The organism is Paracoccus isoporae, assembly GCF_900101865.1.
Classification (GTDB): domain Bacteria; phylum Pseudomonadota; class Alphaproteobacteria; order Rhodobacterales; family Rhodobacteraceae; genus Paracoccus; species Paracoccus isoporae.
Genome location: NZ_FNAH01000003.1, coordinates 84,316 through 104,328 on the forward strand (window position 1 = coordinate 84,316; position 20,013 = coordinate 104,328).

The 20,013-nt window shown below is 67.3% G+C and carries 19 protein-coding genes; 7 read left to right on the forward strand and 12 right to left on the reverse strand.

Translation table 11 applies throughout. From position 1 onward, the window contains the following. Complete coding sequence (locus BLT73_RS06715; protein WP_090522108.1) at positions 1-1,317, reverse strand: ABC transporter substrate-binding protein; 1,317 nt, start codon at positions 1,315-1,317, stop codon at positions 1-3. Between the two features lie 84 nt (positions 1,318-1,401). Here BLT73_RS06715 and BLT73_RS06720 point away from each other — a divergent pair, with 84 nt between their 5' ends. Further along, positions 1,402-2,388: a sugar-binding transcriptional regulator gene (locus BLT73_RS06720; protein ID WP_245727140.1), complete on the forward strand. Its 987-nt coding sequence runs from the start codon at positions 1,402-1,404 to the stop codon at positions 2,386-2,388. A 72-nt stretch (positions 2,389-2,460) separates the two neighbouring features. After that, positions 2,461-3,483, forward strand: a complete 1,023-nt coding sequence (locus BLT73_RS06725) for an aspartate-semialdehyde dehydrogenase (RefSeq protein ID WP_090522110.1) — start codon at positions 2,461-2,463, stop codon at positions 3,481-3,483. Between the two features lie 32 nt (positions 3,484-3,515). Here BLT73_RS06725 and BLT73_RS06730 read toward each other — a convergent pair whose 3' ends face one another. The 4 genes from BLT73_RS06730 to BLT73_RS06745 form a co-directional block, all read right to left on the reverse strand. Further along, entirely contained in the window at positions 3,516-4,271 is a 756-nt protein-coding gene (locus BLT73_RS06730) for a DUF2268 domain-containing putative Zn-dependent protease (RefSeq protein WP_090522112.1), read from the reverse strand. Positions 4,272-4,381: 110 nt separating this feature from the next. Next, positions 4,382-7,000 (reverse strand): DNA translocase FtsK, encoded by a 2,619-nt coding sequence (locus BLT73_RS06735; protein ID WP_090522114.1) that lies wholly within the window; start codon positions 6,998-7,000, stop codon positions 4,382-4,384. An 11-nt stretch (positions 7,001-7,011) separates the two neighbouring features. Continuing rightward, on the reverse strand, positions 7,012-8,187 hold the full coding sequence (locus tag BLT73_RS06740) for an aminotransferase class I/II-fold pyridoxal phosphate-dependent enzyme (RefSeq protein ID WP_090522116.1): 1,176 nt from the start codon (positions 8,185-8,187) through the stop codon (positions 7,012-7,014). A gap of 78 nt (positions 8,188-8,265) precedes the next feature. Continuing rightward, positions 8,266-9,594 (reverse strand): amidase, encoded by a 1,329-nt coding sequence (locus BLT73_RS06745; RefSeq protein WP_090522118.1) that lies wholly within the window; start codon positions 9,592-9,594, stop codon positions 8,266-8,268. Positions 9,595-9,696: 102 nt separating this feature from the next. Here BLT73_RS06745 and BLT73_RS06750 point away from each other — a divergent pair, with 102 nt between their 5' ends. Then, the gene (locus tag BLT73_RS06750) at positions 9,697-10,917 is read left to right on the forward strand and encodes an FAD-dependent monooxygenase (protein ID WP_090522120.1); all 1,221 of its coding nucleotides are present in this window, start codon (positions 9,697-9,699) and stop codon (positions 10,915-10,917) included. A gap of 9 nt (positions 10,918-10,926) precedes the next feature. Here the strand turns inward: BLT73_RS06750 and BLT73_RS06755 are convergent, their stop codons facing one another. From BLT73_RS06755 to BLT73_RS06770, 4 genes are all read right to left on the reverse strand, one after another. After that, complete coding sequence (locus BLT73_RS06755) at positions 10,927-11,112, reverse strand: Trm112 family protein (RefSeq protein WP_090522547.1); 186 nt, start codon at positions 11,110-11,112, stop codon at positions 10,927-10,929. Positions 11,113-11,156: 44 nt separating this feature from the next. Continuing rightward, a complete protein-coding gene (locus BLT73_RS06760; RefSeq protein ID WP_090522122.1) occupies positions 11,157-11,795 on the reverse strand; it encodes an LON peptidase substrate-binding domain-containing protein in 639 nt (212 codons plus the stop codon). Next, a complete protein-coding gene (locus tag BLT73_RS06765; RefSeq protein WP_090522124.1) occupies positions 11,792-12,709 on the reverse strand; it encodes a thioredoxin family protein in 918 nt (305 codons plus the stop codon). Before BLT73_RS06765 ends, BLT73_RS06760 begins: the two co-directional genes overlap by 4 nt. Before the next feature lie 62 nt (positions 12,710-12,771). Then, a complete protein-coding gene (locus BLT73_RS06770; protein ID WP_090522126.1) occupies positions 12,772-13,557 on the reverse strand; it encodes an exodeoxyribonuclease III in 786 nt (261 codons plus the stop codon). 129 nt (positions 13,558-13,686) lie between these two features. Here BLT73_RS06770 and BLT73_RS06775 point away from each other — a divergent pair, with 129 nt between their 5' ends. Beyond that, entirely contained in the window at positions 13,687-15,003 is a 1,317-nt protein-coding gene (locus tag BLT73_RS06775) for an MFS transporter (protein ID WP_090522128.1), read from the forward strand. 156 nt (positions 15,004-15,159) lie between these two features. Here BLT73_RS06775 and BLT73_RS06780 read toward each other — a convergent pair whose 3' ends face one another. Next, the gene (locus tag BLT73_RS06780; protein ID WP_090522130.1) at positions 15,160-15,846 is read right to left on the reverse strand and encodes a response regulator transcription factor; all 687 of its coding nucleotides are present in this window, start codon (positions 15,844-15,846) and stop codon (positions 15,160-15,162) included. 125 nt (positions 15,847-15,971) lie between these two features. On the opposite strand from BLT73_RS06780, the gene ribA reads away from it, so the two are divergent. Then, positions 15,972-17,030, forward strand: a complete 1,059-nt coding sequence (gene ribA, locus BLT73_RS06785) for a GTP cyclohydrolase II (protein WP_090522132.1) — start codon at positions 15,972-15,974, stop codon at positions 17,028-17,030. Then, positions 17,027-17,575, forward strand: coding sequence for a L,D-transpeptidase family protein (locus BLT73_RS06790; protein WP_176804979.1), 549 nt, complete (start codon positions 17,027-17,029; stop codon positions 17,573-17,575). The genes ribA and BLT73_RS06790 overlap by 4 nt, the downstream gene beginning before the upstream one ends. On the opposite strand, the gene BLT73_RS06795 is transcribed toward BLT73_RS06790, so the two are convergent. Further along, positions 17,572-18,234 carry a YggS family pyridoxal phosphate-dependent enzyme gene (locus tag BLT73_RS06795; protein ID WP_090522134.1) on the reverse strand — a complete coding sequence of 221 codons (663 nt, stop codon included), beginning with the start codon at positions 18,232-18,234 and terminating at the stop codon, positions 17,572-17,574. The two genes, BLT73_RS06790 and BLT73_RS06795, sit on opposite strands and share 4 nt — an antisense overlap. A gap of 71 nt (positions 18,235-18,305) precedes the next feature. Further along, the gene (locus tag BLT73_RS06800) at positions 18,306-19,229 is read right to left on the reverse strand and encodes a porin (RefSeq protein ID WP_090522136.1); all 924 of its coding nucleotides are present in this window, start codon (positions 19,227-19,229) and stop codon (positions 18,306-18,308) included. A gap of 262 nt (positions 19,230-19,491) precedes the next feature. On the opposite strand from BLT73_RS06800, the gene BLT73_RS06805 reads away from it, so the two are divergent. Then, on the forward strand, positions 19,492-19,971 hold the full coding sequence (locus tag BLT73_RS06805; protein WP_090522551.1) for a DUF3576 domain-containing protein: 480 nt from the start codon (positions 19,492-19,494) through the stop codon (positions 19,969-19,971). The last annotated feature ends 42 nt before the right edge of the window (positions 19,972-20,013 follow it).

The following is a 20,013-nucleotide window of genomic DNA, read 5'->3' on the forward strand; positions in this document are numbered from 1 at the left end:
TCAGCGGCTGATATAGCCCGCGCGGGTCATTTCGCGCGTCACGTTGGACTGGGCGCCCGCCAGCGCATCCTCGGCCGACATCTGCCCGGCCAGTGCGGCCGAGAATTGCTGCCCGACCGAGGTGCCGATGCCCTGGAATTCCGGGATCGCCACGAATTGGCCGCCGGTATAGGGAATGTCCTGCACCGAGGCCTTCTGGGTGTTCGCGCTTTCGATGGCGTTCAGCGTCATCTCGGCGAAGGGCGCGGCTTCCTGGTATTCGGCATTCTCATAGAGCGAGGCGCGCGTGCCCGCGGGCGCGTTGCGCCAGCCATCGGCCTCGGCCACGGCTTCGGTATAGGCCTTGCTGGTCGCCCAGGCGACGAAGGTCTTGGCGGCTTCCGGCGCGTCCGAGGTGGCCGGGATGGCCAGGCTCCACGACCACAGCCAGTTTCCGTGATTGTCGACGCCTTCCTTGTTCGGGAATTGCGCGAAGCCGACACTGTCCGCGACGGTCGAGTTCTCCGGGTCGGTCACGAAGCTGGCGGCGATGGTGGCGTCGATCCAGATGCCGCATTTGCCCTGCTGGAACAGCGACAGGTTCTCGTTGAACCCGTTGGAGGATGCGCCGGGCGGGCCGTAACTGGTCATCATGTCGAGATAGTCGGTCAGCGTGGCGTTCCATTCCTCGCTGTCGAATTGCGGCTGCCAGTCGGGATCGAACCAGCGCGCGCCATAGCTGTTGGCCATGGCGGTCAGGAAGGCCATGTTCTCACCCCAGCCCGGCTTACCGCGCAGGCAGATGCCATAGACTTCCTCGTCCTTGTTGGTCATCGCCTCGGCGGCGGCGCGGATCTCGGCCCAGGTCGGGCTGTCGGAGATGGTGACGCCTGCGGCCTCTGCCAGATCGGTGCGATACATGACCATCGCCGATTCCGCGTAGAACGGCACGGCATAGAGCGTGCCGTCCACCGACAGCGCGTCGCGCACCGGCGGCAGCAGATCCTCGCTGTCGTAATCGGGCAGGTCCGACAGCGGCAGCAGCCAGTCCTGGTTGGCCCAGATCGGAACCTCGTAATTGCCGATGGTCAGCACGTCATACTGGCCGCCGCGGGTGGCGATGTCGGTGGTGACGCGCTCGCGCAGGATGTTCTCCTCCAGCGTCACCCAGTCGAGTTCGATATCCGGGTTTGCTTCGGTGAAAGGCGCGGTCATGCGTTGCATGCGGATCATGTCGCCGTTGTTGACGGTGGCGATGGTCAGGGTCTCGGCCAGGGCCGGGACCGACAGCGCGGTCACGGCACAGGCCCCCGCGAGGGCGCGAGTGATATGGGCCATAATTCCTCCTCCATGCGCGACAAATGCTCGCGTTATGGGCAAATGCTCACAGCTTTCGCTATACTTGTCAAACCGAAACTCGCTATGACCGGGAAGCAGGCGCCGCAGAACGCGGCGGAAGAGGGCGGAATGACGCGGGAAAACAACAGGCTGGATCAGGCGGCGCGGGCGGCATGGATGTCATGGGTCGGCGGCATGACGCAGGACGAGATCGCCCGCGAGCTGGGCGTGTCGCGCCAGACGGCGCAACGGCTGGCGGCGCAGGCCATGGCGGCGGGCATCGTCAAGGTGCGAATCGATCACCCGCTGACGGAGTGTCTGGAACTGGCCGGGCGGTTGCGCAGCCGCTTCGGTCTGCGCCAGGCCGAGGTCTCGCCCGAGGAGGCGGGGCTGTCCGGCGTGGCGATGCTGACGGCCGAGTTCATCGAGTCCCAGCTTGGCCGGGCAGAGCCGATCACGCTCGCCATCGGGACCGGCCGCACGCTGCGCGCCGGGGTCGCCCAGATGCGGCGCATGGACTGCGCGCAGCACCGCATCGTCTCGCTGACCGGCAATATCGCGCAGGACGGCTCCGCCGCCTATTACAACGTGCTGTTCGCGCTGTCCGACCTGGTGACGGCGCACAGCTATCCGCTGATGGTCCCGGTCATTGCCGCCACCGCAGAGGAGCGCGAGGCGCTGCACCGCCAGCCCGGCAACCGGCGGGTGATGGATATGGCGGCGAATGCCGATGTGGCGCTGATCGGTCTGGGCGATTTCGGGCCGCGCGCACCGTTGCAACAGGACCGGTTCCTGACCGGCGCCGAGGTGCGTGCCCTGGCCGATCAGGGTGCGGTGGGCGAGATCCTGGGCCATGCCTATGACGCCAGGGGCCAGATGCTGCCGCGCGACGAACGTGTGGCCTCGGCCCCCCTGCCCGACCCGGCCCGCGCGCTGATCGTCGCCGCGGCCCGCGGGCCGGACAAGCACGCCGCCCTGCTCGGCGCGCTGCGCAGCGGGCTGATCAACGGGGCGATCTGCGATGCGGGGACCGCCCGCTGGGTGCTGGACCAGCCGTCGCGGGACGACTGACCGGATCGGTTTTCCCTTTCGCCGCGCCCCTCCGGTCCCTATATCCGCCGCGCAAGCAACGGAGTTTTTTTGATGGGCTACAAGATCACCGTCGCCGGTGCCACGAGCAATCTCGGCCGTGAAATCCTGAACATCCTGGCCGAGCGGAAATTCCCGGCCGAGGAGGTGGTGGCGCTGTCGCCGCGCCGCTCCCTCGGCACCGAGGTCAGCTATGGCGAGCGCACGCTGAAGACGCGCGACATCGACAGCTTCGATTTCGACGGCACGGATATGGCGCTGTTCGCGCTCGACGCCGACGACGCGCGCAAATATGCGCCGCGTGCGGCGGAGAGCGGCTGCGTGGTGATCGACGGCTCCGACGCGTTCCGCATGGACCCGTCCGTGCCGCTGATCGTGCCCGAGGTGAACGCCGCCGGGATCGAGAGCTATCGCGAGCGCATGGTCATCGCCTGCCCCGACGCGGCGACATCGGCGCTCGTCGCGGCGCTGAAGCCGCTCCATGACCGCGCGCGGATCCGCCGGGTGGTGGTCTCGACCTACCAGGCCGTCTCCGGCGCCGGGAACGAGCAGATGGACGAGCTGTGGAACCAGACCAAGGGCATGTATGTCCCCGGCCAGGAGGTGGAGCCGAACCACCTGCCCCGCCAGATCGCCTTCAACGTGATTCCGCAGGTCGGCGCGTTCATGGAGGACGGGGCGAGCCGCGCGGAATGGCAGATCGTGACCGAAACCAAGAAGATCCTCGACCCTTCGATCCGCATCGCCGCGACCTGCGTGCGGGTGCCGGTCTTCGTGGGCGACGCGGAATCGGTGAATGTCGAGTTCGCGGATTTCCTGGATGAGGACGAGGCCCGCGACATTCTGCGCGAGGCGCCCGGCCTTCTGGTCGTCGACAAGCAAGAGGATGGCGGCTATGTCACCCCGGTCGAGACGGTGGGCGATTTCGCGACATTCGTCTCGCGCATCCGGCAGGATCCGACGGTCGAAAACGGGCTGAATCTGTGGCTGGTGGCCGATAATCTGCGCAAGGGCGCGGCGCTGAACCAGGTCCAGATCGCCGAGATCCTCGGCCGGGAATATCTGCAGAAAGGATAGGCGCGGGGGCCGAGCTGCACCGCGCTTCGCCTTCAGCCAGTGCCGCTCTCTCCGCGCTGCGCTTCTGCGGTGGGCTGCTCCCCGCCCGGTGTGACCCCGGCGTCCGGCGCGGCCTCCGGCGCGTCTTCTGCCTCCGCCCGGACGGTCTCGCCATCCGATTTCGCCAGCATCCGCATCGTGGCGCGGAAATGATCCGCCGGCATGGTCGCCAGCGTCACCGCGTCCTCGTCGGGATTGCGCTCCAGGAACGCGGCCAGAAGCCGATGCCCGAGCCCGTAGCCAGTCCAGCGGCGGATGGTCTTGCTGCCGCCCAGGAACCATGCGGCGTGGTCATAGCCGAGCTGCGACCATTCATTCATCGCCCGTCGCGTCAGGCCGGGGGCCGGTGTGACGGCATCCCACGGATCGGGCTTGCCGCCCAGCACCTGGCGCACGAAATGCCCGGCCAGCCCCTCCGTCACCAACGCCTCGCCCAGCGAACTGCCATAGCCCGGCCCGTCCCAGCGGATCACGTGATGGATCTCGTGGATCAGCGTGCGTTGCAACGCGGCCGCATCGAATCGCGGCGGGTCGATGGTAATCTGCACCTCGCCGGGCGCAGGCGCGTATCCGGCCACGCCCCAGCCGGTGATGACCCGCTCGCCCGACCGGATCACCACATCGAAATCCGGCAGATCGGCGTGTTCGGCGGCGATGTCCACCGCCTCGCGCACGGCAGCGCGGATGTCGGACATGATGAGCGTCAGATCGAGACGCGCATTCAGGAAATGCAGATTCGTGACAGGCATCGGTTTCGCGATCAGGGATCCTGGGCGCACCCTAATCGCTCCGGCCAGAAGGTGCCAGCGGCGCGCGGGGTCGGGGCTGCAGATGGGCGGAAAACCCGCCGCCGCCCCGGTCAGATTTCCGGGACCAGAACCTCGCGCTTGCCGACATGGTTGGCGCTGCTGACCACGCCCTGATCCTCCATCATCTCGACGATGCGGGCGGCCTTGTTATAGCCGATGGCCAGTTTGCGCTGGATATAGCTGGTGGAGCATTTGCGGTCCTTGGCGACGATCATCACCGCCTGGTCGTAAAGCTGATCATCGCCATCGGCGGAGTTGCCAAGCCCCAGAACCGCATCGATATCGCCCGCCACCTCGTCCTCGGGGCCATCCACCACGCCGGATTTATATTCCGGCGGGCCGAAGGATTTGAGATGGTTCACCACCTCCTCGACCTCTTCATCCGACACGAAGGGACCGTGGACACGCGTGATGCGCGAGCCGCCCGCCATATACAGCATGTCGCCCTGCCCCAGCAGCTGCTCGGCCCCCTGCTCGCCCAGAATGGTGCGGCTGTCGATCTTCGAGGTGACCTGAAAGGAAATCCGGGTCGGGAAGTTCGCCTTGATCGTGCCGGTGATGACATCGACCGAAGGCCGCTGCGTCGCCATGATGAGATGGATGCCGGATGCCCGCGCCATCTGCGCCAGACGCTGGATGCAGGCCTCGATCTCCTTGCCCGCGACCATCATCAGGTCGGCCATCTCGTCGACGATGACGACGATATAGGGGAAGGTCTCGGGCTGGAATTCCTCGGTCTCGAAGATCGGCTCGCCGGTATCCTCGTCAAAGCCGGTCTGGACGGTGCGCTTGAACATCTCGTCGCGGGCCTGCGCCTCGCGGACGCGGCCGTTATAGCCCTCGATGTTGCGCACGCCCATCTTGGACATCTTGCGATACCGCTCCTCCATCTCGGCGACGACCCATTTCAGCGCCACCACGGCCTTTTTCGGATCGGTCACGACGGGTGAAAGAAGATGCGGAATGCCGTCATAGACGCTGAGTTCCAGCATCTTCGGGTCGATCATGATGAGCCGGCATTCCGCCGGGGTCAGCTTGTAGAGCAGCGACAGGATCATGGTGTTGATCGCCACCGATTTCCCCGACCCGGTGGTTCCCGCGATCAGCAGATGCGGCATCTTCGCAAGGTTGGACACAACCGGGCCGCCGCCGATATCCTTGCCCAGCGCCAGCGGCAGCGGATAGGACGCATCGCCATAGGATTTCGCCGACAGGATCTCGCGCAGCAGCACCTTCTCGCGCCGCGCATTGGGCAGTTCGATCCCGATCACACTGCGCCCCGGCACGGTGGAGACGCGCGCCGACAGCGCCGACATGGAACGCGCGATGTCGTCGGCCAACCCGATCACGCGGGACGCCTTCAGCCCCGGTGCGGGTTCGAGTTCGTAAAGCGTGACCACCGGGCCGGGATGGACGGCGGTGATCTGGCCTTTCACCCCGTAATCGTCCAGCACCGCCTCCAGCATCCGCGCATTCTCGGCCAGCGCCTCTTCGGAGAGCTGCAGCCGCTCGATGGTCGCGGCGGCGGTCAGCAGGGACAAAGGCGGCTTCTCGTAGCCGCTGCCGGTTTCGTCGAAGCGCAGCGAGGGCTGCGCCTCGTCCCGCGCCTGGCGCGACGGCGCGGCGGCCTTGCGCGATGCGACCACGACGCGCGCCGTCTCGGCCCCGAACGGGTGCGGCTCGGCGGGCTCGACCGGGGGGTTCTCTGCCGCGTCATCATCCAGCGCGACCTCCTGCCGGCCGGCATTCAGCCGCTGGGTGACCGAGCTGAGCAGATTGCTGCTGCGCTTGGAGATCGCGTCGGTGATCCGCGCGTTCACCTCGTCCTCGGAAGGGGCGGAGGCATCATGCGCCTGCGGCTCGACCAGTTCGCTGTCGCCGTCATCCCAGTCGCTGTCCTCACGGCGGCGTGCGAACAGGCCGCGCCGCTTCTCTCGGACGGTGTCGTCCTGATCCTCGGTCTCCGCGCGGCGCCCGGCCTGTCGCGCCTTGATGCCGCGTGCCGCCCCGACCGCGCCTGCCGCGCCACGGCCCAGCAGGCGCAGCACCATGTCATAGGCCGTCACCAGCCCCGTGCCCAGCCAGCGCAGCAGCCGCCGCGCCTCGGCCATATCAAAGCCCAGCACGAAGCCGTAGAACAGCACCGCCGCGACCGCCATCATGGCGGCCGCCAGCTTCAGCGAGGCCGCGATGCCAAAGGGCAGCAGCGTCATCAGCCCGCCCATGATCATGTCCCCGAAATGGCCACCCAGCCCGAAGCTTTCCTGCCAGCCCGCAGGCGGCACCAGCGAGGCGCAATAGACCGATCCCACTGCCACGGCGATGGGCAGGAACACCGCGCGCATCACCCGCTCCTCGCCCTTGTGCAGCATCATCCGCAGCCCCCAGACCAACGCGCCCAGCACCAGCCCCCAGGCCCCGTAGCCCGCGATCATCATCAGCGGCGCGGCAATATAGGCGCCAAACCGGCCCAGCAGGTTCACCGGCGGCTGATCGGTTGCAGCAAGGAAGCTGGGATCGTCGGGCGACCAGCTATACAGGATCATCGCCAGCACCGCCGCCAGAACGACCAGCGCGGCGCCGACCAGCTCCTTGCCGCGCCGTTCCAGCGCAGCCTGGGTATTCTGATCAAACAGAGGATCGCGGTGTTTCGCCTGCCAGCTCGCCATGCTTCCTGTCCCTACTCGTAGATCGTTTGCTTCAGGCATTCGAGCGCCTGTTCGGTCTCCGCCTCGTCCGCCACCAGCGCGACGCGGATGTAATTCTGGCCGGGATTTAACCCATCCACCTCGCGCGACAGATAGGCCCCCGGCAAGACCTGGATCCCCGCCTCGCGCCACAGCTTGCGGGCCGCCGCCTCGCCGTCATCGACCTGCAGCCACAGAAAGAACCCGCCATCCGGCGCGCGGTATCCCGGCACATGGCCGAGCACCCGGTCGGCCACGGCATATTTGCGGTGATAGAGCGCGCGGTTCTCGACCGCGTGGCTTTCATCGTTCCAGGCGGCGGTGCTGACCGCCTGCGCCGAAAGTGGCAGCGGCGCGCCGGAATAGCTGCGCAGCCGCCGGATCTGGCCGATCGCATCCGCACCGCCCGCCGCGAAGCCGGAGCGCAGCCCCGGCAGGTTCGAGCGTTTCGAGAGCGAATTGAACATCACCACCCGGTCGGCCAGCCCCATCCGCGTGGCCATCGCCAGCGCACCGGGCGGCGGGTCGTCGCGGTAGATCTCCGAATAGCATTCATCGGCAAAGACCAGGAAATCATGCCGGTCGGCCAGCGCGATCAGATTCTCCAAATACTCCCCATCGGCGATCGACCCCTGCGGGTTGGCCGGAGAGCAGATATAGGCGATGGCGGTCCGGTCCAGCGTGCCGGCGTCCAAAGCCGCGAAATCGGGCAGAAACCCGTTCTCGGCCACGGCCGGCACAAAGACCGGCGCGGCACCCACGGCAGCCGCCGCCACCGCATAGACCTGATAGAACGGGTTCGGGATCAGGATGGCCGGCTGGGCGCCATTCTTCTGCTCGGGGCACAGCGCCAGCGCGGCATTGAACAGCCCCTCGCGGGTGCCGTTCAGGCTGGTGATCCGGTCCGGCGCGATCTCGATGCCGTGGCGGCGCGAGATCCAGCCCGAAATCGCGTCGAGCAACTCCGGCGTGCCTTCGTTGGGCGGATACTTCCCGAAAAGCGCAATGTTTTCCGCCATGATCGGGGCGACGAAATCCGGCATCGGGTGGCGCGGCTCGCCAATGGTCATGACCACGGGCGCGCCGCCGGGCTCGATGCCCGACAACAGCTTGCGCAAGCGCGGAAACGCGTATTCCGGCAGGTTCGAAAACCGCTCGGGTTGTGCCATGACTGCCTCTCTCGTCGGGATCGTCGCGCCCCGTTACCGTCTCAGGTTACAAAAACCCGCGCGTGCAGTCCAGCGAATCTAGGCGTCGAGCGCGGTTTGAATGGCCTGGGCGACGCGAAGCAGACGGCGATCCCCGCCCCGCGCGCCCATCGCCATGATGCCGCAGGCCGGCCGCGCCGTGGGCAGGGTCATGGCCGGAAGCCCCATGAGATTGCCGATCCGCGTGTTGCGCAGCGTCAGCAGGTTTTGCGAGGCAAAGAACGCCGCATCCGTCAGCAGCCGCTCGCGATCCGGGGGCAGGATGGCCACACTGGGCAGGATCACCGCGTCGAATCCGGCCACGGCCTCGGCCCATTGCGCGCGCAGCCGGTCAAGCGCCGCCCAGGCCGCCACGTAGTCCGGCGCGGAGACCGCCTTGCCGGCCCGGAACCGCTCCAGCACCGGCGGATACATCGCCTCTGGCGCCTCCTCGATATGCGCCGACCAGATGCCGTAAGCTTCCGGCGCGAACAGGAGCGGCGACAGCGGCATCGCCTCGGCCACGCATCTCGGGGCGGCGCGGGCGATACCCGCCCCGGCGCGCGCCAGCGCCTCCACCGCCTCCTCGAAGGCGGCAACCGGGGCCTCGTCGGCCTCCTCGAAGGGTGCGCCGTCCAGCACCATCAGCCGCAGCCGCGCCGGGTCGGCACCGGCCAGATCGACCGGCGGCGCGGCGGCGATCGCGCTAAACAGCGCGGCGCAATCCTCGACCGTGCGGGCCAGAGGTCCGGCCACGTCGAAGCGCGGGCAGAGCGGCACCACACCGCGCGAAGGCACCGCGTCATTGGTCGGCTTGAAGCCCACCAGCCCGTTCCATGCGGCCGGCGCGCGGATCGAGCCGCCCGTGTCCGACCCGATCGTGGCCGCCGCCAGCCCCAGCGCGACCGACACCGCCGAACCGGAGCTGGACCCGCCCGGCGCCAGCGCCGGGTCGAGCGCGTTGGGCGGCGTTGCGGTGATCGGGTTCACCCCCAGCCCGCTGAAGGCCAGTTCCGTCATATGGGTCTTGCCGAGGCAGACCAGCCCGGCCGCATCGGCATTTCGAAGGATGTCGGCATCGCGCCGGGGCACCCGTCCCTTCAGCAGCGCCGAGCCGGCCTCTGTCGCGACCCCCGCCGTGTCGATATTGTCCTTCCAACTGATCGGCACCCCGTCGAGCAGGCCCAGCCGCTGCTCGGCCTTGGCCCGGTCATGGGCGGCAATCGCCTCGGATCGCGCCCGCTCCGGGGTCAGCCGGGCAAAGATCAGGTCGCGGTCGGGATGGTGTTCGGTCGCATCGAGATAAGCGTCCGTCAGATCCACGGGCGAGACCAGCCCCGCCATGATCGCACGCCCCTGTTCGCAGGCCGGTTTGGTAAGCCAGTCCATATGTCCTCCGCCGCTTGCCTGCGAAGGCTACTGCCCGAGGCGCGGCCCGTCCATGAGTTTTGGCCGATGGACCTTGCCGGGACGCGGCCCTAGACTCGCGGCATGAAAAACGAATTCGACGTGGTGATTGCCGGGGGCGGGCTGAACGGGCCCGCACTGGGTCTGGCGCTGGCGCAGGCCGGGTTGCAGGTCGCGGTGGTCGATGCGGCGCCGGAACGGGCGCGGGCGGACCAAGGGTTTGACGGGCGCGCCTATGCGCTGGCGCTGGCCTCGGTGCGGCTGTTGCGTGCCATCGGCATCTGGGACGAACTGGACGGCCAGTCCCAGCCGATCACCCGCGTTGTGGCCCGGCAGGGGCGATCCGGCCCGGCCGATCCGCTGGGGCTGTTCTTCGACGCCGCCGAGATCGAAGAGGGCGTGCTGGGCCATATGCTGGAGGATCGGTTCCTCTATCGCGCGCTCATGGACGCGATGAACGGCCGGCTGAGCCATCTGGCCGCCACCGAGGTGACCGGGCAGCAGGCCGATCCCGGCGGCATCGACGTGACGCTGTCGGATGGCAGGGTGCTGCGCGCCCGGCTGCTGGTCGGGGCGGATGGGCGGCATTCGGGCGTGGCGGCGCGCGCCGGGATCAGCCGGACGGGCTGGGATTACGGCCAGACCGCGCTCGTCGCCGCGCTGAACCAGTCGCGCCCCCATGACGGCGCAGCGCATCAGGTCTTTCTGCCCACCGGCCCGCTGGCGGTGCTGCCGCTCACCGGGGCGCGGTCGTCGATCGTCTGGTCGCTGGACCAGCCGGTGGCCCATGCGATCGCCGGGCTGGATGACGCGGACTTCCTGGCGGCGCTGTCGCCGCATATCCGCGATATTGCGGGCGAGATCTCGCTCGCCGGGCCGCGATTCTCCTATCCGCTGTCGCTGTCGCTGGCAGAGCGCTACGTGGCTGACCGTGTGGCGCTTGTGGGCGATGCGGCGCACGGGGTGCATCCCATCGCCGGCCAGGGCCTCAATCTGGGGCTGCGCGATGTCGCCGCGCTGGCCGAGGCGGTGGTGGATGCCGCCCGCAACGGCGAGGATATCGGCTTTGCCACCACGCTGGAGCGGTATCAGGGCTGGCGGCGGTTCAACGCGACCGCGATGGCGCTCGGCATGGATGGGGTGAACAGCCTGTTTTCCAACGACCGCCCGCTGCTGCGGCTGGCGCGCGGCATGGGGATGGGGGCGGTCAACGCGGTGCCCGCCTTGCGCCGGGGCTTCATGCGGCAGGCGGCCGGGCTGAGCCTGGACCCGATGCCGCGCCTGCTGGCCGGAAAGCCGCTGTGAGCGTCGCGATCAGTCGGCCTTGATCTGCCGCGCCTCGTCGATCAGCATGATCGGGATGCCGGCGCGGATCGGAAAGGCCAGCCCGGCCGCGCGCGAGACCAGCTCCTGCCTCTCGGCATCATAGATCAGTGCCGAATGGGTCGCGGGACAGACAAGCGCCTCCAGCATGTGCCGGTCGAATCCGGGTTCCGCCATCGGCCCCTCGGCCGGGCCTGCGGCGTCCTGGACACTGTCATCGCTCATTGCATCACCTCGTCATTCTCGCCGTTGCGAAGCTGGTATTCCAGCAGCCCTTCCAGCAATGCGCGCCGCGCCGCCAGCGTCTCCGCCTCCAGCAGCGCCTGCTTGTCCTGCACCTCCAGCGGCAGGGCCATGGCCAGCGAGTTGACCAGCAACTCGCCATCGGCGTCGTCGGCGGCCTCCCAGTCGGTCGACAGCTCGTTCGCATCCATGTAGCGCCGCATCAGCGACAGGAACCCGTCGCGGTCCCAGTCCGGGTCATCCTCGCTGTCGAGATGGTCGTCGTCATAGCCCTGCCAATCGACATGCCCGGTCGGGTAAGGCTGGAACCCCTGCTCCACCCGGTCGAGATGGAAGCGCGAGATCTGGCCGAGCGAGATCAGGTAGCGACCGTCCTCCTGCTCGGAGAAGCCCACGATCCGCCCGGCCGAGCCGACGCCCGCCAGCGTCTCGCCCGACTCGTCCAGCGGCTGGATCATGCCGATCAGCCGGTGCGGCGTCTTCAGCGCGTCCTCCACCATCTGCAGATAGCGCGGCTCGAAAATGTCCAGCGGCAGCCTTGTGCGCGGCATCAGCACCGCGCCGGGCAGGATGAACAGGGGGAGTGTATCGGGAAGGTCGATTTCGCGCCGGGTCATGCGAAGATCAGGCTGGACAGCCGGCGCCGCCCCTTCTGCGCCACCGGATCGGTCGGCTTCAGCGCATCGAAAATGGTGATGAGCTGCGCCTTCGCGGCACCGTCATTCCAGTCGCGGTCGCGGCGAAAGGATTCCAGAAGCTGATCGACGGCTTCCTCGACATCGCCGCCGGCATGAAGCGCCGTCGCATAGTCGAACCGGGCCTGATGATCGGCGGGATCGGCCTCGACCTTTTGGCGCAGATCATCCAGCGGGCCGGCGCTCGCCGCCTGCTGGGCCAGTTGCAACTGCGCCCGCGCGGCCTCGACCGGGGAGGATGCGCTGATGGCGGCAGGCACCTGTTCCAGCGCCTGCGCGGCCTCGGCCTGTTTGCCGCCCGCCAGATGGGCGCGGATCAGACCGCCCCAGGCCTCGGCATTCTCCGGCTCCTCGCCGATGATGGCGGCAAAGGTTTCGGCGGCGTCGCCATGGGCGCCCTCGGCCAGCATGGTCTCGGCCGCCTCCAGCGCCTCGCCCAGCCCGCCATCATCGCCGGAGAGCTGGGTCAGCTTGTCGATGAATTTCTTCAGCTCGCTCTGCGACAGCGCGCCCTGAAAGGCAACGACCGGCTGACCCTGCCAGAACGCGTAGACGGTCGGAATCGACTGGACGCGAAGCTGACCGGCGATCATCTGGTTTTCATCGACATTGACCTTGGCCATGACCACCCGGCCCTTGGCCTTGGCCACCTCTGCCTCCAGCGCCGGACCCAGCGTCTTGCACGGGCCGCACCACGGCGCCCAGAAATCGACGATGACCGGCACCTGCATGGATTTCTCGACGACTTCCTGCATGAAGTCGGCCTCGGTCACATCCTTGATGATCTCGCCCGTCTGGGGCGCGGCGGTGTCGTCTCCGGAAAGCAGTTCAGCCATTTCAACCTCGATTTCGTGTTTGGCGCCAATATGGGGCGCGACCGGGCGGGGTGAAAGGGGCCTCAGAGATCAAAGCTGGCGAATACCGGCACATGATCGGACGGGCTGTCCCAGCCGCGCACAGGCCGCAACACGCGGCTGCCATGCCCGGCATTGCTGATATCCGGCGTGGCCCAGATATGATCCAGCCTGCGCCCGCGATCCGAGGCGTCCCAGTCGCGGTTGCGGTACGACCACCAACTGTAAAGCTGTCCCTCGGGGATGTCCTGCCGGGTGATGTCCACCCAGCGTCCGGCGTCTTGCGCCTCGGACAGATGCGCGACCTCGATCGGGGTGTGGCTGACCACCTTCAGCAATTGCTTATGCGACCACACGTCGTCCTCGCGCGGGGCGATGTTGAAGTCACCCACCATGATAGAGCGGGCGGGCCGGTCCTCGTGGAACACGTCGCGCATCTCGGTCAGGAAATCGAGCTTCTGGCCGAATTTCTCGTTGACCTCGCGGTCGGGAATGTCGCCGCCTGCCGGAATGTAGAAGTTATGGATCACAACGCCGTTTTCCAGCCGCGCCGCGACATGGCGGGCATGGCCCAGCCGGGCATAGTCGCGGTCGCCTGCATCCTCGACCGGCAGGCGCGACAGGATGGCGACGCCGTTATAGCCCTTCTGGCCACGCGCCACGATGTGATCGTATCCGAGCGCACGGAACCCCTCGGTCGGGATCTTCTCGACCGGCGATTTGCACTCCTGCAGGCACAATATGTCAGGTGCCTCCTCGCGCAGCAGCCGTTCGACCAGCCCGGCGCGCAGCCGGACGGAGTTGATGTTCCAGGTGGCGATGGTGAACATGGACTATCCTTCCGTCAGGGCGCAGACCCTAGCGAGCCTGTCCCTGACTGTCGAGACCGGCGAAAATTCCCTTTGCCCGCCCCGGCTTGGCCGATACAAGGCGCATGCAGAAAGCAGGAACGGAACCGGATGAAGATCACGATTGACGAGGCGCTGTCGCGCGGCGGCGCAGGTATTTTCCAGAAGCGGCTGCTGCTGATTTTCGGGCTGGTCTGGGCGGCGGACGCGATGCAGGTCATCGCGGTCGGCTTCGCCGCGCCATCCGTCGCGGTGACATTCGGGCTGGAGCGGGCGATGGCGCTTCAGATCGGCACCATGTTCTTCCTGGGCATGTTCGTCGGGGCCTTCGTCTTCGGCCGCGTCGCCGACGTGATGGGCCGGCGCAACGTGCTGCTGCTGACCGTGGCGGCGGATGCGGTGTTCGGGCTCGCCTCGGTCTTTGCGGGCGATTTCACGTTGCTGCTGTTCCTGCGCTTCCTGACCGGGATCGCGGTGGGCGGCACGCTGCCGGTCGATTACGCGATGATGGCCGAATTCCTGCCGCCCAAGAATCGCGGCCGCTGGCTGGTGCTGCTGGAAGGGTTCTGGGCCATCGGCACCATCGTCGTGGCGCTGACGGCATGGATCGCCTCCGCCTACGGGGCCGAGGCGCCCTGGCGGTGGATCTTCCTGGTCGCCGCCCTGCCCGCGCTGATCGGCATCTTCCTGCGGATCTGGGTGCCCGAATCGCCGATGTATCTGCTGCGCAAGGGGCGGCAGGACGATGCGCGCCGGGTGGTGAACCGGGTTCTGGCAACGAACGGGGCCGAGAAACTGCCCCATGACACCGAGCTGACCCTGACTGCCCCGCCCGAAGGCGCGCCCGGCTCGATCTTTTCGGGCAGCCTGCTGATGCGGACGACCGGGATCATGGCGGTCTGGTTCCTGGTATCGCTGTCCTATTATGGCGTGTTTATCTGGGTGCCCGGCTGGCTGGCGGCCGAGGGCATGGGCTGGGTGCGAGGCTACGGATTCCTGGTCATCCTCGCCCTGGCGCAGATCCCCGGCTATGCGCTGGCGGCGTACGGGGTCGAACGCTGGGGCCGGCGGGCAACGCTGATGGGGTTCCTGCTGGCTTCGGCCGCTGGCTGTTTCCTGTTCACCCTGTCGCTCAACCCCGCGCTCGTCGCGCTGTCGCTGATCCTGATGAGCTTCGCGCTGCTGGGAAGCTGGGGTGCGCTTTACGCCTTCACGCCAGAGCTTTACCCGACCAATCTGCGCGGCACCGGGATGGGCACGGCCTCGGCCATCGCCCGGCTGGGCGGGCTGTTCGCGCCGACACTGCTGACCTTCGCCTTCGCGCGTGGCTTCGGCTTCGCCATCGGGGTATTCGCGATCCTGCTGGTGCTGGGGGCGGCCGCGCTGCTGCTGGTGCGCACCGAGACCCGCGACCGCGCCATCGGCTGACGCGGCCGGCATCGTCCAGGTCGACCCATGAAAAAAGGCCCCGGCTTGCGCCGGGGCCAGTCCGAGACAGGGAGGGTGTGGCCGTATCCCCGAACCACTGGGCTTCGCGGCTACAACCCTAAGCCGCAGAGCCGGTTCCGCCCCCGCCCTGATTTTTCACGCCACCAGCCGGTAGCCGCCGCTTTCCGTGACCAGAAGCCGCGCGTTCGAGGGATCCGGCTCGATCTTCTGGCGCAGGCGATAGATATGCGTCTCCAGCGTGTGGGTGGTGACGCCGGCGTTATAGCCCCAGACCTCGTGCAGCAGCACGTCCCGCGCAACGACCCCATCCTGTGCGCGATAAAGGAATTTCAGGATATTCGTCTCCTTCTCGGTCAGGCGGATCTTCCGGTCCTTTTCATCGACCAGCATCTTCATCGCCGGCTTGAACGTGTAGGGGCCAAGCTGAAAGATCGCGTCTTCGGACTGTTCATGGGTGCGAAGCTGCGCACGCAGCCGCGCCAGCAGCACCGGAAACTTGAACGGCTTGGTGATGTAGTCATTCGCCCCGCTGTCCAGCCCCAGGATGGTGTCGGCATCGGTGTCATGCCCGGTCAGCATGACGATCGGGCATTTCACGCCCTGCTTGCGCAGCCGCTTGCACAGCTCGCGCCCGTCCGTGTCGGGCAGGCCCACATCCAGCACGACGAGATCGAAGATGGCCCCCTTGGTCTTTTCGACCGCCTCGGCCCCCGTGCCCGCCTCGAACACGTCGAACTCCTCGGTCGCGACCATCTGCTCGGCCAGGGCCTCGCGCAGATCTTCCTCATCGTCCACCAGCAAAATCTTCTTCAAACCGGCCATGCTCTTGCCTCCTTTGGCGTTGTCCCGCAGAAGCTGGCTTGCGCGCGCCGCCCCGTCCAGCGATGTTGCAAATTCCTCACGCGCTGTTGTCGCGGGAGCCAGAAATGTTTCAGTTTGTTTCAACAATGAGCCTGCTGCCGACCCTGTCCGAACGAATTTCCCGCGCCCGCGCCGAGCTGCGCATGGGGCTGGCCATCGGCATGGATGGATGGCTGGTGGCGGCGATCGAGACGCTGCGCCCCGACCGTCTGGCAGCGCTGCGCGCGGCGGGGGAAGTGGCCGTCACCCTGACCGCGCGCCGGGCCGAGACGCTGAAGATCCGGGTCTATGACGGCGATCTGGCACGGATCGAGATGCCGGGCGCGGCGGATCTTCCCTGGCTGCGCGCCGTGGCCGATCCCTCCGCCGATCTGATGACGCCGATGAAGGGCCCGTTCAGCAGCCTGCGGGGAGGCGATACCACCCCGCATCTGGCCGCGATCCTGCTGGCCAAGTCGGCCCAGCTTCTGCCCGCACTCGTCATGGTCCGCGCCGACGTGCCTGCGGAGCTCTCGCGCCTGTCCGCCCGGCCAGTGATCGACGCACTCGCGCAGGAGGCGCTGCTGCACCCGGTCGCCGCCGCCCGTCTGCCGCTGGAGGCTTCGGAACAGTCGCGCCTGCACATTTTCCGCCCCGAAGACGGCGCGGCCGAGCATTACGCGGTCGAGATCGGTCAGCCCCGGCGAGACGGGACCCCGCTGGTCCGGCTGCATTCCGCCTGTTTCACCGGCGACGTTCTGGGCAGCCTGAAATGCGATTGCGGGCCGCAGCTTCATGCCGCGCTTGCCGGCATGGGTGCGCTTGGCGAAGGCGTGCTGCTCTATCTCAACCAGGAAGGGCGCGGCATCGGGCTGGCCAACAAGATGCGCGCTTACGGTCTGCAGAATCAGGGCTTCGACACGGTAGAGGCCAATCACCGGCTGGGATTCGAGGATGACGAGCGCGACTTCCGCATCGGCGCCGCGCTGCTGCGCGAAATGGGATTCTCCCGCGTCCGGCTGATGACCAACAATCCGCGCAAGGTGGCGATGCTGCAATCACACGGCATCGAGGTGGTCGAGCGTGTCCCGCTGATCCTGCCCGCAAACCGGTTCAATCGCGCCTACCTGGCCACGAAGGCCGAGAAATCGGGCCATCTGCTGTGAGCCCGGCCGACATCGTGCTGACGCCCGCGGGGCTGCGATTCCTTGGCCGGCACCTGCCCTGCAGCATCGGGCGCGGCGGCGTGACAAAGGCCAAGGCAGAAGGCGACGGTGCCACGCCTTCGGGCATCCACGCCGTGACCGCCTGCTGGTACCGGCCCGACCGGATCGCCCGGCCCGCGCCCTGGGCCGTGCCCATCGGACCGGTTGACCTGTGGTGCGATGCCTCGGGCCACCCGGACTATAACCGCCATGTGCGCGCGCCCTTCGCGGCCAGCCACGAAACCCTGCGCCGCGCCGATCCGCTCTACGACATCGTGCTGACGACCGACTGGAACTGGCCCGCCGCCGTACCGGGCATGGGATCGGCGATCTTCCTGCATCAATGGCGCAGACCGGGCTATGCCACGGCAGGCTGCATCGCGATGGCGCGCCGGGATCTGGTCTGGCTGGCCGCGCGCGCGGCCCCCGGCACGCGGATCATCGTGCCGGATGCGATCCCGAAACATGACGGCCCGCGCGGTGCGGCGGCCGACACACGCGTCTAGCCCTTGGCGGAATAATCCCGCGCGCCGAAAATGGCGCTGCCCACCCGGATATGCGTCGCCCCCTCGGCAATGGCGGATTCGAAATCCGCGCTCATCCCCATCGACAGGCCCGGCAGACCCTCACTCTCGGCCAGCCGACGCAGCAGGCGGAAATGCGGCGTCGAGTCCCCGGATTCGGGCGGGATGCACATGAGGCCCTGCGGATTCAGGCCGAGTGCGCGGATCTGTTCCAGAAACCCGGCCAGCTCATCCGGCAGGATCCCCGCCTTCTGCGGCTCATCGCCGGTATTGATTTGCACGAACAGCTCCGGCGCCGTGCCATGCGCCTCGATCGCCGCGACCAGCTTGCGGGCCAGCGACATGCGATCCAGCGTGTGGATGGCGTCGAACAGCCCGACCGCGGCCTTGGCCTTGTTCGATTGCAGCGGTCCGATCATGTGCAGCCTGACGCCGGGATGCCTGCCCTTCCAGCCCGGCCATTTGCCCTGCGCCTCCTGCACGTAATTCTCGCCGAAGACGCGATGGCCCGCCGCCAGCACCGCCTCGACGCGCGCATCGGGCTGGACCTTGCTCACCGCGATCAGCTCCACCGCGCCCTCGGCCCGTCCGGCCGCCTGTTCCGCCGCCCGGACGCGGTCGATGATCTCGTTCAATCCCATGCCGGGACCGTCCCAAAAGAAAAGAGCGGGCGCAAGGCCCGCTCTTTCCGAATATTCGTTCGATCGTGGGATCAGAAGTTGAACTTGATGCCCATGTCCGAACGGATGTTCTCGTTGTAGCCACGCTCGATCGAGCCGGCCAGGATGGCGCCGCCCAGGTCGTACTTGGCACCGATACCGAACGCGTTGTCGGTGGCGTTGCCCGGCGCGTCGTTGTTGGCGATGTAGGCCGACAGGGTGGTCATCGGCGCAACTTCGTAGTCGCCGTACAGCACGACGGTCTGGCTGTCGAACGCGGTCGGGCCGTTGTCCAGCCAGTTCAGACCGATGCCGTTCGAGGTGCCCGGCATGGTGTAGTAGGCGCCGACGAAGTACTGATCGTTGTTGTCGATGCCAGCGCCGTTCTGAACGGCAGCAGCGGACAGCTGGATCTGGTTCCATTCGTAGTCGATCGAGATGCCGACTTCTTCCGACGAACCGATCGGCGAACCCGCGGTCTGGTCGGGATCGACATAGGACAGACGACCGGTGAAGCCACCGACGCTGTACTCGGCTGCAACGCCCATGCGGTCATTCTCGACGCCGTAGCCGCCGGTGCTGAACGCGTAGAACGAACCCTGAGTGTTGCCGTAGGAACGGCTGATCAGGCCGACTTCCGATTCGTACAGCAGGCCGACCGAGTCGAACGCGGTGCCGACGTTACCCATGGAGACGGTCAGACCGCCCGAGGTCACGTAGACATAGCCCGGCGAGGTGGTCGAGTTCGAGTTGCCGTCGTCGTACTGCAGACGAACGCGGGCACCGAAATCAACGCCCTGATCGGTGGTGGTCGAACCATCGATGTTGAAGCGGACGCGGGTGTCGATCTGCGCTTCTTCGGTACGACCTTCCTGATAGTCGATCGCGGCGCGGCCGTAGCCCGAAATGGTGACGTCAGCGGCGGCGACGCCAGCCGACATGACCAGAGCGGTGGTCGCGAACAGAGTCTTTTTCATGGTGTTCCCTCTTGTCTCTCGGTGTTCCCCCCAGAACCGCGTTTCTGCGGCTTGGGTATGGGGAAGGTGTCGCCCTTTCGTCCCGTCAATGCAATTAAAAGGCCTTTCACATTACGGGATTGCCCGATTTGTGGTGCACATTGGTCACACTGAACGCGGGGGTTCTGCACGGGCGGAACTGCGGGAAAAGCTTGTCCGTGGCGGCTGTTCCGGGCTAATGAGCGGCAAGACCTTCGGGCATCACCAGTATAAGGACTCCGCCATGATCCGTTTTGCGCTCCGTGCCACCGCGACCCTCGCGATGACCCTGTCGCTGGCGGCATGCGGCGGCGGCGGACTGTTCGGGGGTGGCGACCGCAGCGGGCCGCAGGCCCTGCAGCGCGAGGACCCGGGCGAGACCACGATCTGGGATGTGTTCGGCAATCGCAGCAACGCCAACACCGCCGTCGCGGTGAACAAATATCTGTGGAATGCCAGCCTCGACGTGCTGAACTTCCTGCCGATCCAGTCGGTCGACCCCTTTACCGGGGTGATCGTCACCGGCTACGGCACCCCGCCCGGCGGCGGGCGCAGCTATCGCGCCACGATCCAGGTCACCGATCCGGCGCTCGACGCGCGCTCGCTGAAACTGTCGCTGCAGGGCGCGGGCGGGGCGGCCATCGCGCCGGGCACGGTGCGCGCGGTGGAGGACGCCATCCTGACCCGCGCCCGCCAGCTTCGCGTGGCCGACGGGCGGCTGTAACTAGGGACTTACTTCTCGGACAGGCCAGCGTTAAACCCTTCG

Excerpts from the sequence above, each read along its gene's own strand:
- BLT73_RS06720 (WP_245727140.1), top strand. The coding sequence starts at position 1,402 with ATGACCGGGAAGCAGGCGCCGCAGAACGCGGCGGAAGAGGGCGGAATG.
- BLT73_RS06795 (WP_090522134.1), bottom strand. The coding sequence starts at position 18,234 with ATGGGATTGAACGAGATCATCGACCGCGTCCGGGCGGCGGAACAGGCG.
- BLT73_RS06755 (WP_090522547.1), bottom strand. The coding sequence starts at position 11,112 with ATGGCGGAACCCGGATTCGACCGGCACATGCTGGAGGCGCTTGTCTGT.
- BLT73_RS06800 (WP_090522136.1), bottom strand. The coding sequence starts at position 19,229 with ATGAAAAAGACTCTGTTCGCGACCACCGCTCTGGTCATGTCGGCTGGC.
- BLT73_RS06780 (WP_090522130.1), bottom strand. The coding sequence starts at position 15,846 with ATGGCCGGTTTGAAGAAGATTTTGCTGGTGGACGATGAGGAAGATCTG.
- BLT73_RS06715 (WP_090522108.1), bottom strand. The coding sequence starts at position 1,317 with ATGGCCCATATCACTCGCGCCCTCGCGGGGGCCTGTGCCGTGACCGCG.
- BLT73_RS06730 (WP_090522112.1), bottom strand. The coding sequence starts at position 4,271 with ATGCCTGTCACGAATCTGCATTTCCTGAATGCGCGTCTCGATCTGACG.
- BLT73_RS06740 (WP_090522116.1), bottom strand. The coding sequence starts at position 8,187 with ATGGCACAACCCGAGCGGTTTTCGAACCTGCCGGAATACGCGTTTCCG.
- BLT73_RS06770 (WP_090522126.1), bottom strand. The coding sequence starts at position 13,557 with ATGTTCACCATCGCCACCTGGAACATCAACTCCGTCCGGCTGCGCGCC.
- ribA (WP_090522132.1), top strand. The coding sequence starts at position 15,972 with ATGAGCCTGCTGCCGACCCTGTCCGAACGAATTTCCCGCGCCCGCGCC.
- BLT73_RS06745 (WP_090522118.1), bottom strand. The coding sequence starts at position 9,594 with ATGGACTGGCTTACCAAACCGGCCTGCGAACAGGGGCGTGCGATCATG.
- BLT73_RS06765 (WP_090522124.1), bottom strand. The coding sequence starts at position 12,709 with ATGGCTGAACTGCTTTCCGGAGACGACACCGCCGCGCCCCAGACGGGC.
- BLT73_RS06725 (WP_090522110.1), top strand. The coding sequence starts at position 2,461 with ATGGGCTACAAGATCACCGTCGCCGGTGCCACGAGCAATCTCGGCCGT.
- BLT73_RS06750 (WP_090522120.1), top strand. The coding sequence starts at position 9,697 with ATGAAAAACGAATTCGACGTGGTGATTGCCGGGGGCGGGCTGAACGGG.
- BLT73_RS06805 (WP_090522551.1), top strand. The coding sequence starts at position 19,492 with ATGATCCGTTTTGCGCTCCGTGCCACCGCGACCCTCGCGATGACCCTG.
- BLT73_RS06735 (WP_090522114.1), bottom strand. The coding sequence starts at position 7,000 with ATGGCGAGCTGGCAGGCGAAACACCGCGATCCTCTGTTTGATCAGAAT.
- BLT73_RS06775 (WP_090522128.1), top strand. The coding sequence starts at position 13,687 with ATGAAGATCACGATTGACGAGGCGCTGTCGCGCGGCGGCGCAGGTATT.
- BLT73_RS06760 (WP_090522122.1), bottom strand. The coding sequence starts at position 11,795 with ATGACCCGGCGCGAAATCGACCTTCCCGATACACTCCCCCTGTTCATC.